A 15865-nucleotide genomic window follows, 5' to 3' on the forward strand; every position below is an offset into this window, starting at 1 on the left:
GGACACGGACTGCACGCCGCCGCCACCATGGGACGGCTGCGCACCGCCGTGCACAACTTCTCCTCCCTCGACCTTCCCCCCGACGAACTCCTCGGCCACCTCGACGAGTTGGTGACGCGCCTCGAACAGGACGCCGTCGCAGCCGACGACAGGACCACCATCGCCGGCGCCACCTGCCTGTACGCGATCTACGACTCGGTGACCCGCAACTGCGTCATGGCAAGGGCCGGGCATCCGGCGCCGGCGCTCGTACGGCCCGACGGCACCGTCGAGTTCCTGGACGTACCGGCCGGGCTGCCGCTGGGGATCGGCGGACTGCCCTTCGAGTCCACCGAGTTGGAACTGCCCGAGGGCAGCAGGCTCGTCCTGTTCACCGACGGGCTCGTCGAGCGCCGCGACCAGGACATCGACACCGGGCTCCGGCTGCTCAGCGAGACGCTGGCGTACCCGGAGCACTCACCCGAGGAGACCTGCGAAGCCGTGCTCGACGCACTGCTGCCGGAACTGCAGAGCGACGACATCGCGCTGCTCGTCGCGCGTACGCGGGTGCTGGGGGCCGGGCAGGTCGCGGAGTGGGAAGTGGAATCCGACCCGGCCGCAGTCCGCCGTGTGCGTTCCGATGTGTCCGAACGGCTCACGGAATGGGGCCTGGAGGACCTCGTGGAGACCACGGAGCTGATCCTCAGCGAGCTGCTCACCAACGCGATGCGTCACGGCGCCGGGCCCATCAACGTACGGCTCATCCGCGACCGCACGCTCATCTGCGAGGTCTTCGACCACAGCAGCACCTCACCGCACCTGCGCTACGCCGCCACCATGGACGAAGGCGGACGCGGCCTCTTCCTCGTCGCACAGGTGGCCGAGCGCTGGGGCACGCGCTACACCGAGGACGGCAAGGTCATCTGGGCGGAGCAGACGGCGCCGGAGACACCCGCCGACTGACCGTCACCGTGCGGCAGTCGAACCGGACATGCCCTTGGCGTGTGCCCGGTTCTGCTCAGGTGTCGTCCTGATGAGGCTCCGCGGCAGCGTCGCCACGGGCCTCACGGGTCAGCGGAATCACGGGGGCGAGCTGCTCGGGGGCCTCGGCGTCCGTGGCCGCCGGGTCTGAAGGGTCCGACGGGTCTGCCGCGAGCGGGGCTTCCGGCCCGGTGGGCGGCGCTCCGGCCTCCTCGCCGTGGCGGCCCGCGCCCATGAACACCGACAGCACCTGCGAGAGCGACTCCCCCGTGGCGGCCGCGCGGATGCGCGCCATGCGCATCTGATGCTCGGTCGGCCTGGGAGCGGCGCCGGAGCCGCCTTGCCCGGAGTTCTCGTTCCGGAGGGGTGCGCTCACGGCTTCCTCCCGACTGCCGCGTACAGGGCGGCGCTGCGGAGCAACTCGGCCTCCTCGCCCGTGACTTCGACGGGCTCTTCGGGACGCCAGTCGTGCGCGGCGGTCACCTGCGGGTCGATCAGCTCCAGCCCGTCGAAGAAGCGCTCGACCTCTTCCTTGCTCCGCAGCTGCACGGCGGTGCCGCCCGCGTCGTAGATCTTCTTCACGCCCATCCAGGCGGCAGCGTCGAAGTCGGCGGTGCAGTGGCTGAGCACCAGGAAGCTGCCGGAGGCGAGCTGGTCCAGAAGGCCGCTGACTATCTCGTACGGCTTGCGGTCGTCGGGGACGAAGTGGAGGAGGGCGACGAGCGACAGGGCGACCGGCTCGTCCAGGTCGATGACCTCGCGCAGCCGCGGCGAGTCCAGTATCGCGTCCTCGCGCACGTCGGCGTTGATGTAGGCGGTGCGGCCCTCGGGTGTGCTCCGCATCAGGACGTGTGCGTACTCCAGCACGGTGGCGTCGTGGTCCGCGTACACCACCCGCGAGTCGGGGGCCGCCTCCTGGGCGACCTGGTGGAGGTTGGGCGAGGTGGGGATGCCGGTGCCGATGTCGACGAACTGGCGGATGCCGTGCTCGGCGGCGAGGGTGCGCGTCGCCCGGTGCATGAACGCCCGGTTGGTCTCCGCGGTGCGCCGGATCTGCGGGCAGACCTGAAGGACTCTTTCGGCTGCTTCCTCGTCGACGGGATACCAGTCCTTGCCGCCCAGGTAGTAGTCGTACATCCGGGCCGAGTGCGGCCTGCTGGTGTCGATCTCCGGCTTGCCGGGCGTGGTCATCGGTCATCCTCTTCTGCCGAATGGGGGCGGCTGCCGTACGAGGCCGGCGGGGAGGCACACGGCGAAGTACTTCCCCGCTGGCCGGTCCGTGTGGTCGGTGGAACTGAGGGGATGGTGCGTCGGTGCGGGTGGTGCGTCGGTGCGGGTGGTGCGTCCGTGCAGGTGGTGCGTCCGTGCAGGTGGCGAACTGTGGGAGGAGCCAGGGCAGTTCGGCCGCCGGCGGTCAGCTGGTGCGGAAGCCGGCGCCACCCGGCTCGGCCGCCTCGTTGAAGTCGGTCGTCCCGTGTGCCGAGTAAAGCAGGGCGGGGCCGTCCGGGTCCGTGGACCGGCGAAGTGCCACCCGTCCGTTGAGGGTCATCTGTCGAACTCCTTGCGAAGGTTTCCCAGATAGGTGCGCGGGTCGGGCACATGGTCGGCGGCCAGCAGCGATACGCGTGTGAGCGCCTCCAGATGAGTGACCACGTCGGGCCTCTGGTCCAGATAGACCGCGCTGGTCAGCCCGACCTCTGTGTAGACGATGTCCTGCAACTCCCGTTCGCGGAAACGGAAATAGGTCACGTGGCCGCCCGTCCCGGGATGCGGGCCCGCGGCGAGCGGCACGATCCGCAGCGTGACGTTCGGCAGTTCCACGGCCTCGGCCAGCCGGTCCAGCTGCCCCCGCATGACGGCCGGGCCGCCCACCTCGCGCCGGAGCGCCGCCTCCTCCAGCACCACCCACAACGTCGGTGCGTCGTCGCGTTCCAGCAACTCCTGCCTGCGCAGGCGCAGATCGACGCGCTGCTCCAGCGACTCCTCCGGCTCGTGGGGGAATCCGGCACCGATGACCGCACGGGCGTAGTCCCGGGTCTGCAGCAGCCCGGTCACGTAGTGGGGTTCGTAGACCCGGATGACCTCCGCGTCGTTCTCCAGGCTGACGTACGCGCGGAACCAGTCCGGCAGGGCGTCGCGGAAGGGATACCACCAGCCGGGCGCGTTCGCGCGCTCGGCCATGGCGATGAACTCGGCGACCTCCGCCTCGCCCACGTCGTAGAACCTCAACAGCTCTTTGACGTACGGGACTTTGAGGCCGACCTGAGCGTTCTCCATCCGTCTGATCGTCAGGTGGTTGACGCTCAGCGCCTTCGCGGCTGCGTCGAGCCGGATGCCGGCGGCCTCGCGCAGTTCCTTGAGCCGCTTGCCGAGAATGATGCGCAGCACCGTCGGAGCACTCGAACCGGTCGGCAGTGCGTCGGTCACGCCATCACCTCCCGGGACCGGGGTGCCGATCGTCTCGCCCGAACCTACCTCGGTTGGCCGGCCCGGGTTGGCCAACTCGGGCCGCTTCACTGCGTCTTCACTCTGAAATTATCAGACAGAAGCTTGCGGGTTGAAGACCGCAGCGACCATAGTGAGCCTGTGCTCCCCTTGAGCGTGCCCCCCACGCACCAGCCCTCACCGCGCCCCTCGTCCGTCTCCGGCACGGATTCACACGCGCTGCGGCTCCCGGCCGAGGACGTCAGCGTCCCCCGGGTCCGCCACGCGATGGACCGCTGGCTCGGCCGCCGAGGTGCCACAGCCGATTTACGCGAGCAAGCAGCCCTCGTTCTCTCCGAGTTGGTCACCAACGCGGTGAAGCACACCGACAGCGCCTGGATCGTGTGCGCGGTCTCCTACTGCCCGTACGACGGCGTCCGGCTGGAGGTCCACGACGACGACACCAGCAGCCGCGCGCCGCAGCGCCGTGCACCGAACGCGGAGAAGGAGTCGGGCCGCGGGCTGCACATCGTCGAGGCGCTCGCGGAGTGCTGGGGCGTGACGGTCTCCCCGGTCACGCGCGGAAGCGCGGTCTGGGCCCGGCTGCAGAGCTGAGCCGGGACGAACGCTTCGCGGTTGCCCACGGTCGGGCGCTCACGGTGGGCTCGGGCGCTTCGACGTGCAGCGTCAGGTTGTTGGACGGATCGAAGACCGGCCGGACGGTCAGGTTCCCGTGAGTCCGGGCCGGGAAGGCGTCCGTTCGCTTGCGGTCCACGTTGTCTCCCGCGAGCCGGCCGACGGGTATGAGCGCTCCGTCGCCCGCCCGGACGCTCAGGTGCCAGGTGCCGGGATGCTCCGGCAGGCCCGCGTAGGGGACGGTGCAGGTGAACCGAGCCCCTGAGACGTCGAATGCGACGGGCTCTCCCCCGGGCGGCTGGGCGACGAGGTGGGTCGCGGTGGCGCGTGTGCCGTGCAGCGTGGCGTCGAGAACGAGGGCGTCGGGGGTGATGTGGACCCGGCCGAGTTCGGCGTGTGCGGGGCGCAGCCAGGTGCGCAGCGTGAGTGCGCCGCCGGCGGTCGCGTAGGGAACCCAGGCGCTGACCTCGTCGTGCGGCGCCACCGTCAACGGCAGCGTCAACAGCCGTGCCTGCTCGACGAGTTCGGCGGCGAGGCGGGCTCGCTCGCCGTCGTCGGCGCGCTCGACGTGGAAATCCCAGCGGCCTTCGGCGAGCCTGTGCTCCGCACGGCGAAGCGTGGCGGTGAGCGGGCCGTTGCCGCTCTCGGGGTGTTCGAGCCGTACCACCACGCGTTCCTCGGCGGGGCGGCCGTCGCCGCCCCGCAGCCGGGCGACGAGCGTGAGGTCCCGTCCTGTCGCCCCGGTACGGGGGATGCTCACCAGGAGGCCGCCGTCGGCGGTGACCTTGCAGTGCGCCTGGGGCCGCAGCGGCTCCAACGGGCCGTGCTCTGCTGTGAGTTCCGGCGGTTCGGGCGGTTCGGGCGATTCGGTCGGTTCGGGTCCGTGCTTGCGGCGGAGCCTGTCACGCAGGGGCCGCAGCGGCCTTGCGGCTGCCTCGCGCAGCGTGCCGCGGGACGGCCCCGCTGCGGCGGCTCCCGGCAAGGCGGTTCCCGGCGCGGCGGCTTCCGGCGCGGCGGCTGCCGGCGCGGCGGCTGCCGGCGCGGCGGCTGCCGGCGCGGCCGGGGGCGTGGCGGCCGGCCCGTCGACCAGTTCGGGACGCAGTTCCCGTACGACCTGCTCGAACCGCATGGCGATGCTCCGCGGCGCGTGCCGCTCCAGCGTCTCCTGCGCGGCTGCGCTGAGGGAGCGGCGCAGTCCGGGGTCGGTCGCGAGGGTGCGCAGCGCGTCGACCAGCGCCTCCTGGTCGCCCACCGGAATCAGGAGGCCGTCCCTGCCGTCGTCGATGATCTCCCGGGGGCCGACGGGGCAGTCGGTGGAGACCACCGGCACGCCGCTGTGCATCGCCTCGATGATGGTCAGGCCGAACGACTCGGCGTCGGAAGCGGACACGGCGATCGAGGCCTTCGCCCACTCCGTCTCGATGGGGTTTCTCGGTCCCATCAGGAAGACCCGGTCGGTGAGCTCTGTCTCGTCGATGAGCGCACGCAGCCGCGCGTGGTCCGGGCCGCGGCCGTAGATGCGCACTCTCCAGTCGGGCAGTTCGTCCGCGAGCGCCGCGAAGGCGCCGATGAGCAGATCGAACCGCTTGCCCGGATCGAGCCGCCCCGCCGCGACGATCAGCCTCGACGTACCGTGCGACGGCTCGGTCCGCGGTGCGTGTACGGGATTGGGGAGACAGCCCAGCACGCGGGGCAGCCGTGGGAGCTTGTCGCGGTGCGTGGCGGCGTCCTGCTCGGTGACGGTCAGATAGGCGTCCATGTCCCCTATCACCGCGTCCAGGGCCGCGCGCACCGCGGGTGCGTGCGCGGTGCGGGTCATGTGTTCCTGACCGATGCGCAGGAAGTCGCGTTCCCGGCCCGCTTCCGCGAGATACACCAGCAGACCGGGCCGCGTGGCGACGACGACGTCCGCCTCCGTCGTCTCCAGGTACCGCGCAACCCTCATATCACTCAAACGGGTGAACACGCGCAGTGACCCCTCTGGTTCGGGCAGCAGCGCACTGGGCTGCTGCTGCAGCTCGTGGTCCCGCTCGGAGCCGGCGGAGTCCTTGCACACGTCGATCAACGGCGCGATCCCGACCTCGCCGCTGATCGGCAGCTGCGGCGAGGGAGCACCGCGGTACACCGAGACCACCTCGACCTCATGGCCGCGTGCCGCGAGCGCACTGGAGAGATTCGCAGTCGCACGGATGGTGCCGCCGATGCCGTAGATGCTGTGGATCAGAAACGCGATCTTCATGGCGCTCTCCATGCCTGACCGCGCCACGGTCGAAGAGGAGGGCGTTATGCAAGGTATGGGCACATGTATACCGGTCCGGGCGCGGTGCCGCGATGTGAGCCATCCGTGTCGGCGGCGGCCGGGGGCGCGCCTCACGGAGCCGGTGACCGCCGTCACCGGCCCGCGGCGTACGGAACCTGGGCCTGTCAGGCGGAACAGGTGAGCGTGGTGTGATCCGGGAGAACCGGCCTAGCGCCCGGAAGCGGAGACGCACGTGCGCAGCGCCCGTACGAGCGCGTGGGCACGCGGGTCCGAGGTCACCGAGCGCTGCATCGCCGCCGTGACGTACGCGAAGGCCGTGCCGGACTCCGGGTCCGCGAAGGCCAGCGAACCCCCGCTGCCGGGATGCCCGAACGACCCCTTCGCGAGCATCGGCGCCCCGGGCCCGTGCAGCATGAAGCCGAGCCCGAAACGGGACCCCACGACCAGCACACGGTCCGGGCCGCCCGACTCCTGCGAGCGTGCCTGCGTCAGCGTCGCAGGTGTGAACAGCCGTCCGCCGCCAGCGTTCCCGCGCCCCCGGCGTGCGTTCGGCGGGCGGCCGGCGTGCGGCGACTCGGTGGCGGCTCCGCCGGGCAGCGGCTCCACGGGCCCGATGAGCGCCGCGTAGAAGCATGAGAGCGAACGGGCCGTGGCGACGCCCCCGCCGCCGGGGAGGCCGGCCGCGAGCCAGGCCGGGTCGTTCATGTCGGGACGGGGAGCGACCGCGTCGAAGGCGCGCCTGGTGAGTGAGGCCGGGTCGCTGTACGCCTGTGTCACGGACCGCTTGGGCCGGACACGCAGGCCCGAAGCGGGCGGGGGCTCCGGGGTGGGCACTTCGGTCAGGCGGGCCAAGTCCACTCCGCCGTCCGGGACTTCGGGCGTGGCGGGAAGCCCGAACCACAGGCTCAGCCCGAGCGGGCGCGCGACCTCCTCCGCGAACCAGCGGCCCAGCCCGCGTCCCGTCGCACGGCGCACCAGTTCGCCCACGAGCCAGCCGTAGGTGTGCGCGTGGTAGCCGTGGTCCGTGCCCGGCTCCCACAGCGGGGCCTGCGCGGCGAGCGCCGACGGGCCGCTGACGCCGTCGACGGCCTGTGCGGGGGTGAGCGGCTCCGTGAGCGCGGGCAGGCCGGCGCGGTGGGCGAGCAGGTGCCGCACGAGCACGCGTTCCTTGCCGTTCGCCTTGAACTCGGGCCAGTACGTGGCTACGGGCGCGTCCAGGTCCAACTGGCCGCGCTGGTGCAGCAGATGGAGCACGGCGGCGGCGGGGCCCTTCGAGGCGGAACGGAGAACGGCTGCGGTCTGCTCCTGCCAGAGCCCGGCGTCCTTCCCGGACTTCGCGTCCTGCCCGGACCTCGCGTGCCTCCCGCCCTCGGCCGCCCCGCGCCCGGTGTTCTTGCGCCCGCCCCACAGGTCGACGACGATGCGCCCCGCCCTGTGGACGGTCAGGGCAGCGCCGGTCTCGCCACGGTCGGCGAAGTTGGCCGCGAAGGCCTCCCGGACCGGTTCGTAGCCGTCCGCGACCGTGCCGTGGACGTCCACCGGGTTCTCAGCGCTTCGAGCCTTCACGCCCTCGTCCGTCCACTCGTGCCGTCGTCCGTGCACCGTCCATGGTGCTATCGCTGCGGGACGCGCACCGAGCCGGGGTCGAAGCCGAACGGCAGCTCCAGGCGGTGCGCGGCCAACAGGCCCTCGTCACACAGGAGTTCCTGTGTGCTGCCGTCCGCGACGATCACTCCGTCGCTCAGCACGACCGAGCGGGGGCAGAGCTGGAGCGCGTACGGCAGATCGTGCGTGACCATCAGCACCGTCACGTCGAGCTGCTGGAGGATGTCCGCCAGTTCGCGCCGTGAGGCCGGGTCGAGGTTCGAGGACGGCTCGTCCAGTACGAGGATCTCCGGCTGCATTGCCAGCACCGTGGCCACGGCCACGCGGCGGCGCTGCCCGAACGAGAGGTGGTGCGGCGCACGGTCGGCATGTCCCTCCATGCCGACCCGGGCGAGAGCGTCGTGCACGCGTGAGGCCAGTTCCGCGCCGCGCAGACCGGCGGTTGCGGGCCCGAAGGCGACGTCCTCCCGGACGGTCGGCATGAACAGCTGGTCGTCCGGGTCCTGGAAGACGATGCCGACCCGGCGGCGGATCTCCGCGAGATGCTCCGGGCCGACCGGCAGCCCCGCGACGGTGACGGAGCCGGCTCCCGCCTCCAGGATGCCGTTGAGATGGAGTACGAGTGTGGTCTTGCCCGCGCCGTTGGGACCCAGCAGCGCCACGCGCTCACCGCGCGGGACGGTCAAGTCGACGCCGAACAGGGCCTGGTGGCCGTCGGGGTAGGCGTAGGCGAGCCCCGACACGTGCAGGGAGGGCGGGTGCGGTGCGGGCGAAGGGCCCGGTGCGGAAGGGCTCGGTACGGAAGGGCTCGCCGCGCCGTTCGCGCCGCCGCGTGTGTGCTCGCTCGTGCTGTCGCCTGTCACAGCGCCCATCCCATCAGGCAGACCACGAGCGCCGCGAGCGGGAGGGCCGCGGCCCCCGTCCACTGGGCGCGCGTCGCGTTCACGTCGTCGATGACGGGCATCGTGCCCGTGTAGCCGCGGCTGACCATGGCGAGATGGACCCGCTCGCCTCGCTCGTAGGAGCGGATGAAGAGCGCCCCCGCGGACTTCGCCAGCACGCCCCACTGCCGTACGCCGCGCGCGCTGAAGCCACGTGAGAGACGCGCGATGCGCATCCTGCGCATCTCGTCCGCGATGACGTCGCCGTAACGGATCATGAAGGAGGCGATCTGCACGAGCAGCGGCGGCAGCCTCAACCGCTGCAGCCCGAGCAGGAGTTCGCGCAGTTCCGTCGTCGAGGCGAGCAGCACCGAGGCGGCGACGCCGAGTGTGCCCTTGGCGAGGATGTTCCAGGCCCCCCACAGTCCCGACGAGGACAGCGACATCCCCTGCACTTCCACGTAGGGGCCCCGCGCCACGAACGGCATCAGCAACGCGAAGGCCACGAACGGCACTTCGACCAGCATGCGCTTCAGCAGATGCCCGTACGGAACCCGCCCGGCCCGGGCCACGGCGGCGAGCAGCACCGCGTACAGCGCGAACGCCCACATCGCCTCGCGCGGCGTGGAGACGACGACGAGCACGAAGCAGAAGACCGCGGCGAGCTTGCAGTGCGGGGGCAGCGCGTGCACGGGGGAATGCCCGTGCAGATAGAGCTTGTGCGCATGGCCCGCACCCATGTCAGACGGCTTCTTGCCCGCTCGGGCCGCCGGCGCCGCTCGCCCCGCTCGGGGTCCCGGCGGCCTGCGGCGCGTTCGCCTCCCGCCGGCGGCGCACCGCGAAGAAGACGCTGCTGCCCGCCGCGAGGGTGGCCCCCGCGCCGATGACGCCGGCGAGTCCGCCGGAGAGACGGGGGTCCGTGATGCCGCCGACGCCGTAGTCCGCGAGGGGTGAGTCCTTGGCCGCGTGATCCTCGGCCTTCTTGTCGATCCCGTTGTCGGCGGCGACCTTCTCCAGGCCGTCCGGGCTGCCCGACGCGTAGAAGCTGACGACGCCCGCGCAGATCACGGTCGCGGCCATACCGCCCAGCCACAGACCGCGGTTGGTGCGGGCGGGAGAGGCGGAACGGCCGTCGGGACGCACGGAGGCCGCGGAAGCCGCGGCGGTTTCGCCGACGGGCGCCGCCGCGGACCCGTCCGGGGAGCCGGTCGCGGCACCGGCGGGGGAACCGGCCGGACGCGGGACCGTGCCGTCACCCGGAGCCGCCACCCGAGTCGTACGGACCTCGAGCGGCCGGGCGGCGAACTCCCTCGCCCCGTACACGAGATCGGGACGCACCGCGATCACCGCGCCGACCGTGGCCGCCGTGATCAGCGCCTCGCCGATGCCGATCAGCACATGCACACCGGTCATCGCGGCGAAGACCTTGCCCAGTTCGACGTCCGCGGTGCCGCCGACCGCGTACAGCCCGGTGAAGGCGATCGCCGACGCGGGCACCGAGACGAGTGCCGCCGCGAACGAGGCGCCGGTGACGGATCCCCTGCCGTTGGGCAGGACACGCAGCAGCGCCCGCAGGATGCCGTAGGCGACGAGGACCGTGACGACGCCCATGACCAGGATGTTCACGCCGAGTGCGGTCAGCCCGCCGTCCGCGAAGAGCACGCCTTGCATCAGCAGTACGACGGAGACGCACAGCACCCCCGTATAGGGGCCGACGAGTATCGCGGCCAGCGCACCTCCCAGCAGGTGGCCGCTGGTGCCCGCCGCGACCGGGAAGTTGAGCATCTGAACGGCGAAGATGAACGCCGCGACGAGCCCGGCGAGGGGCGCCGTACGCTCACCGCCCACACCGTCCCCCTGCCCCCGGCGGGACCCCAGGGCCGCCACACCGCCGAGTTCGCGGCGCGCGCCGCGCAGCGAGACCGCGACCGCACCCGCCGCGACCGCGCCCGCGGCGACGGACACAGGGGCGTTGATGAATCCGTCGGGCACATGCATGACGCCACTCCGCTTCTCGGCTCGGCCTGCTCTTGCGGCCACTACACAACCGTTCGATGATAGGGGCTTCCTGCAAATGGATTGCAAGAGCGCCCATGTCGCTCGAAATGCCCGAAGGCGGCCCGGTGTTCACAGGAGACCGGAACGGGGCAGCCTGTGGCACACCTCACCCTGCATTTCCGGTGACTCCCGGCCCTCCCCGAGCGTCTCTCAGGGGGAAAGGGCTACACGGAGCGGTGCGGCCGGTGCCGCCCGACGACATAGGAGCAGAGGATGTCCGCAGTCTTCGATCACCCCGTGACGGCCCGACTCATCGCCGAACCGCCCGCGACCAGGGAACTCAGCGCAGTTCTCCGCTACGACGACGCCGATCCGCTCGCCGTCCGCATCGTCTTCCCCGCCGACGCGTCCCTGGACGGCGCGGAGGTCGCCTGGGCCTTCGCCCGTGAGCTGCTCGACGCCGGTCTGCACGGTCCCGCCGGAGAGGGCGATGTGCACGTGTGGCCGCGTGACGGCTCCCGCACGGTGATCGAACTGCTCTCCAAGGAGGGCGTCGCCGTCGTCGAGTTCGACAGCGGGGATCTGCGCAGTTTCCTGCTGCGTTCCTACGACGCGGTCGCCGCCGGGCAGGAGCACGGCGAGACCGACGTGGAGATGGGCCTGGCCGCCCTGCTGCGCGGCGTCTGACCGTCCCCTACGGCCGTACGGCCCTCCTCCCGCCGTTGCCCGGCCGTCCGAACGCCCCGTCCGGCGCCGCCCTCGCCCGGACTCCCGGAACCTTCCGCTCTCATGCCGCCGCCGCTCACGAGTTGCCGCCACGCGGACCTGCTCGAACCATGGCATTCATGGCCATGCGTCACGATCCGCCGCCGTCACGTGCCGGAGCCGCACGCAGCACCCGTCCCTCCCCCGGGCTCCGTCTGGGTGGGGGTCCCCCCGGCTCTGCCAGGGGGAGTGCCCCCAGGACCGCAGCCGCTGGCCCCCCGTCGCTGGGCTCCGCACGGCTGACCGGGGGCGGCAGTGCCTGACGACGACGCCGCACAGCCGCCGTATCTGCGCTTTCCGCATCTGCAGCGCGACCTCGTCTGCTTCGTCGCGGAGGACGACGTCTGGGTCGCGCCGCTCACGCCGGGGGCCCCGGGAGGCGGGCGCCCAGGAGCGGCCCGAGCGGCAGGCGGCCGGGACCACGGACGGGGACGGGCCTGGCGGCTGACGGTCGACCGCACCCGCGTCACCTGCCCCCGCTTCTCTCCCGACGGCGAACGGATCGCCTTCACCTCCTGGCGAAGCCTCGACCCCGAGATCCACGTCGTCCCCGTGGACGGCGGACCCGCGCGCCGCCTGACGTACTGGGGCGCACCTGAGGCGCGCGTGTGCGGCTGGACGCCCGAGGGCGACGTGCTGGCCGTCTCCTCACATGAACAGCCGTTCCACTACCGGACGTGGTCCTACCGCCTGCCGACCGACGGCAGCCCCGGCAGCCGCCTCCCCTGGGGTCCGGTCGCCGACATCGCCGTCGCGGAACTCGGCGGCGTACGCCGCACCCTGCTGCTGACGGGCAAGCCGCCGCACGACCCGGCCGCCTGGAAGCGCTACCGGGGCGGCGCCACGGGACGGCTGTGGCTGCACGGCGAGCGGCTGCTGCCCGAACTGGAGGGACATCTCGACTCGGTGATGTTCGTGGGCCACGGCACCCGCATCGCCTTCCTCTCCGACCACGAAGGCGTCGGCAATCTCTACTCCTGCCGTCCGGACGGGACCGACCTGCGCCGGCACTCCGACCACGCCGACTTCTACGCCCGCAACGCCGCCGGCGACGGCCACCGCGTCGTCTATCAGTGCGGCGGCGACCTGTGGCTCGTCGACGACTTCTCCCCGTCCGGCAGACCGCGCCGGCTGGACATCACGCTGGGCGGACCGCGGGCCGGACGCCGCACGTACCAGATCCCCGCCGCCGCCAACCTCGACGCCCTCGCGGCCGACGCCACGGGGCGTGCCAGCGCGGTGTGCGTGCGGGGCAGCCTCTACTGGCTCACGCACCGGGACGGCCCGGCCCGCGCCATCTCCGACACCCCGGGTGTACGGGTGCGGATGCCGCACATGCTCGGCGGCACGGGGAAGATCGCGTACGTCACGGACGCGGCGGGCGAGGACGCCGTCGAGATCGCGGATCTGCCGCGTGCGACGCGTACGGGCCCGCCCCGGCGGATCGCCGCGGGGATGCTGGGGCGGGTGCGCGAACTGGCCTCGGCGCCCGACGGGCGGACGCTCGCCGTCGCGAGCCACGACGGGCGGCTGCTGCTGGTCGACGTCAGCGGGCTCACCGGAGCGGAAGACGTGAACGGCACAGGAACCGGTGCCGGGACCGGCACGGAAACCGGCACGGAAGCCGGCACGGAGGAGGACGCGGCGGAGGGTGACGAAAGCGGCGAAGGGGTCCGCGAGCTCATCCGGTCGGAGAACGGCCCCGTCCACGACCTGTCGTTCTCGCCGGACTCACGCTGGCTCACCTGGGCACACCCCGGCGTGGGCCGCTCGCTGAGCCAGATCAAGATCGCGCAGCTGGAGACCGGGAACCTCATCGACGTCACCGACGGCCGGTTCGAGGACGAACAGCCGGTCTTCACCCGGGACGGCCGCTATCTGGCGTTCCTCTCCTGGCGCGGCTTCGACCCCGTGTACGACGTGCACACCGGCGACCTCTCCTTCCCGCTCGGCTGCCGTCCCTATCTCGTACCGCTGTCGTCCGCGACGCCGTCCCCGTTCGCCCTCGCCCCCGAGGGCCGCCCGGCCGCCGGCGGACTGGACCCGCAGGACCCCGTGGCCGGTGAGGACGGCCCCGTGCTCGTGGAGGCCGAGGGGCTGGCGAGCAGGGTGACGCCGTTCCCGGTGACGGCTTCCAAGTACTCGTCGCTCGCGGCCGTCAGCGGCGGCGGGCTGATCTGGCTGCGCCATCCGATCTCCGGCGCGCTGGGCGAGACCTTCGCCAACCCGGCCGACACCTCGGGGCGTCCCACCCTCGAACACTTCGATCCGGCCACGGCGAAGCGCACCGAACTCAGCGAGGACGCCGACTGGTTCTCCCTCAGCGGCGACGGATCGAGGATCGTGGTGGGCGACGACGACGAGCTGCGTGCCGTGCCCGCCGCCGAGACGGCCGAGGAGGAGACGACCACCTGGATCGACCTGCGCCGGGTGCTGCACGACGTCGACCCGGCCGCGGAGTGGCGGCAGGCGTACGAGGAGGCGGGCCGGATCGTACGGGCGTACTTCTGGGAGCCGCGGATGTGCGGCATCGACTGGACGGCGGTGCTCGACCAGTACCGCCCGCTGGTCCGGCGCGTAGCGTCGCCCGACGAGTTCGCCGACCTGCTGCGCGAGGTCCTCGGGGAGCTGGGCACCTCGCACGCGTACGTCACACCCGCGCGGCGTGACGAGGGACCGGCCCAGTACCGGCGGCCCATCGGGCTGCTCGGCGCGGACCTCGCCCGTACGCCCTCCGGGGAGTGGCACATCCAGCGCATCCTGCCCGGCGACTCCTCCGACTCCAAGGCCCGTTCGCCGCTCGCGGGCACCGGCGTACGGGAGGGTGCGGTGCTCACACACATCGACGGGCGGGAGGTGGACGCGGTGGCCGGGCCGTGGCCCCTGCTGGCGGCCGCGGGAGGAACGACCGTCGAGCTGGGCTTCACGCAGCCCGAGCCGGAGCCGGGCGGCGACGGCTCCCGCGTCCACGCGGACGGGAACGGGCGCGCGGGCGGAAGCGGGGACGCCGGCAGCCGAGACGCCGGCCTGGACGGGCGCGCGGACGGGCGCGCGGACGGGCGCGTGGACGGGAACGGGCGCACGAACCCGGACGGGCAGCCTCCGCGACGGGTGGCCGTCCTGCCCCTCGTCGACGACCGCTCCCTGCGCTACCAGGACTGGGTCGCCCGACGCCGCGCGGTCGTACGGGAGTTGAGCGCGGGCCGGTGCGGCTATCTGCACATCCCCGACATGGGCGGTTCCGGCTGGGCGCAGTTCAACCGCGATCTGCGGATGGAGGTCTCACGCCCGGCGCTGATCATCGACGTACGAGGCAACGCGGGCGGCCACATCAGCGAACTGGTGGTCGAGACGCTGACCCGGACCATCCTCGGGTGGGACCTGACACGGGACGCCCAACCCGTCAGCTACGCGGGCAACGCGCCGCGCGGCCCGGTCGTCGCGCTCGCCGACGAGATGACCTCCTCCGACGGCGACATGATCACCGCGGCCTTCCGGCTCCTCGGCCTGGGCCCCGTGGTCGGCGCGCGCACCTGGGGCGGCGTCGTCGGCGTGACGGGACGGCACCGGCTCGTCGACGGCACGACGATCACGGTGCCGATGCACGCCGCCTGGTTCGACGCGTACGGGTGGTCGGTGGAGAACCACGGCATCGCCCCGGACATCGAGGCCGTGCGTTCACCGGTGGAGTGGGCGGAGGGGCGGCCCTCGGTGCTGGAGAGGGCCGTACGCACGGCGCTCGATCTGCTCGAACGGCACCCGGCCGCCGTACCGCCGGACTACGCCCGCGTCCCCGATCTGAGCCGCCCGGCGTTGCCGCCTCGCGGCTGAACGGGTCGCGCTCCCGCGCGGGGGTGCGCCCGCGCCGGAGCGCCCGCGTCAGAGCATGGCCCGGGCGGGGCTTCGGGCGTACGCGGACCGGCACGGTCCGCGGCGTCGCGGAGCGGCTGCCGCCACGGCGACCGGAACCACCCCGCACCGCGCCGGGCGGCACCTTGAGGCAGCGCGCCCCCCGGCAGGACCGTGCGTCCCACGCGCCAGCGCGTCAGCGGCCACAGCACGGCAGCCGGTAACTCGCCCGCCCCGCAGACGCGTTGCCCCCCGGCACCCGGCCCGGCCGCGGCGCGAGCAAGCGACGCGCACACGCCCGGGCCCGGCTCAGCCGCCCCGGGGGGTGCGCCCCGCAGCACGCGGCCTTCATCCTCCCCTCAGCCTCAGCCTCCGGCCCGGGCCGGCCCGAGCGAGGATCCGTGGGGGCCCGCGGCTCCCGACCGGGAACGCACGACCAGGGCTCGGGCTTCGGCAGCGGTCGACGGCGGCCCGCCGCAGGCAGAGA

13 protein-coding genes are annotated in these 15865 nt (G+C 72.7%); 4 read left to right on the forward strand and 9 right to left on the reverse strand.

The window, feature by feature from the left end:
- On the forward strand, positions 1-942 hold a 942-nt coding region (locus AN215_RS29755), incomplete at its 5' end, for an ATP-binding SpoIIE family protein phosphatase (RefSeq protein WP_171904152.1).
- A 55-nt stretch (positions 943-997) separates the two neighbouring features.
- On the opposite strand, the gene AN215_RS07465 is transcribed toward AN215_RS29755, so the two are convergent.
- The 4 genes from AN215_RS07465 to AN215_RS07475 all read right to left on the reverse strand — a co-directional run bounded on the left by AN215_RS07465 (position 998) and on the right by AN215_RS07475 (position 3387).
- On the reverse strand, positions 998-1336 hold the full coding sequence (locus AN215_RS07465) for a hypothetical protein (RefSeq protein WP_070013371.1): 339 nt from the start codon (positions 1334-1336) through the stop codon (positions 998-1000).
- The gene (locus tag AN215_RS07470) at positions 1333-2151 is read right to left on the reverse strand and encodes an SAM-dependent methyltransferase (protein WP_070013370.1); all 819 of its coding nucleotides are present in this window, start codon (positions 2149-2151) and stop codon (positions 1333-1335) included. Before AN215_RS07470 ends, AN215_RS07465 begins: the two co-directional genes overlap by 4 nt.
- A gap of 223 nt (positions 2152-2374) precedes the next feature.
- Complete coding sequence (locus AN215_RS30615; protein WP_139140695.1) at positions 2375-2509, reverse strand: DUF397 domain-containing protein; 135 nt, start codon at positions 2507-2509, stop codon at positions 2375-2377.
- Positions 2506-3387, reverse strand: a complete 882-nt coding sequence (locus AN215_RS07475) for a Sco1979 family transcriptional regulator (RefSeq protein ID WP_070013368.1) — start codon at positions 3385-3387, stop codon at positions 2506-2508. Before AN215_RS07475 ends, AN215_RS30615 begins: the two co-directional genes overlap by 4 nt.
- A gap of 174 nt (positions 3388-3561) precedes the next feature.
- Here AN215_RS07475 and AN215_RS07480 point away from each other — a divergent pair, with 174 nt between their 5' ends.
- Complete coding sequence (locus tag AN215_RS07480) at positions 3562-3999, forward strand: ATP-binding protein (RefSeq protein WP_070034926.1); 438 nt, start codon at positions 3562-3564, stop codon at positions 3997-3999.
- On the opposite strand, the gene AN215_RS07485 is transcribed toward AN215_RS07480, so the two are convergent.
- From AN215_RS07485 to AN215_RS07505, 5 genes are all read right to left on the reverse strand, one after another.
- Positions 3959-6259 (reverse strand): glycosyltransferase, encoded by a 2301-nt coding sequence (locus tag AN215_RS07485; RefSeq protein WP_070013366.1) that lies wholly within the window; start codon positions 6257-6259, stop codon positions 3959-3961. The two genes, AN215_RS07480 and AN215_RS07485, sit on opposite strands and share 41 nt — an antisense overlap.
- A 228-nt stretch (positions 6260-6487) precedes the next feature.
- The gene (locus AN215_RS07490; RefSeq protein ID WP_070013364.1) at positions 6488-7819 is read right to left on the reverse strand and encodes a serine hydrolase domain-containing protein; all 1332 of its coding nucleotides are present in this window, start codon (positions 7817-7819) and stop codon (positions 6488-6490) included.
- A gap of 74 nt (positions 7820-7893) precedes the next feature.
- Complete coding sequence (locus tag AN215_RS07495; protein ID WP_079122805.1) at positions 7894-8757, reverse strand: energy-coupling factor ABC transporter ATP-binding protein; 864 nt, start codon at positions 8755-8757, stop codon at positions 7894-7896.
- Positions 8745-9506 (reverse strand): cobalt ECF transporter T component CbiQ, encoded by a 762-nt coding sequence (gene cbiQ / locus AN215_RS07500; protein WP_070013363.1) that lies wholly within the window; start codon positions 9504-9506, stop codon positions 8745-8747. The genes AN215_RS07495 and cbiQ overlap by 13 nt, the downstream gene beginning before the upstream one ends.
- 1 nt (position 9507) lies before the next feature.
- A complete protein-coding gene (locus tag AN215_RS07505) occupies positions 9508-10764 on the reverse strand; it encodes an energy-coupling factor ABC transporter permease (protein WP_070013362.1) in 1257 nt (418 codons plus the stop codon).
- Positions 10765-11037: 273 nt separating this feature from the next.
- On the opposite strand from AN215_RS07505, the gene AN215_RS07510 reads away from it, so the two are divergent.
- Both AN215_RS07510 and AN215_RS07515 read left to right on the forward strand, forming a co-directional pair.
- Complete coding sequence (locus tag AN215_RS07510) at positions 11038-11451, forward strand: SsgA family sporulation/cell division regulator (protein ID WP_070013361.1); 414 nt, start codon at positions 11038-11040, stop codon at positions 11449-11451.
- 333 nt (positions 11452-11784) lie between these two features.
- Complete coding sequence (locus tag AN215_RS07515; RefSeq protein WP_070013360.1) at positions 11785-15360, forward strand: S41 family peptidase; 3576 nt, start codon at positions 11785-11787, stop codon at positions 15358-15360.
- The last annotated feature ends 505 nt before the right edge of the window (positions 15361-15865 follow it).

This window comes from Streptomyces abyssalis, assembly GCF_001751365.1.
GTDB lineage: Bacteria > Actinomycetota > Actinomycetes > Streptomycetales > Streptomycetaceae > Streptomyces > Streptomyces abyssalis.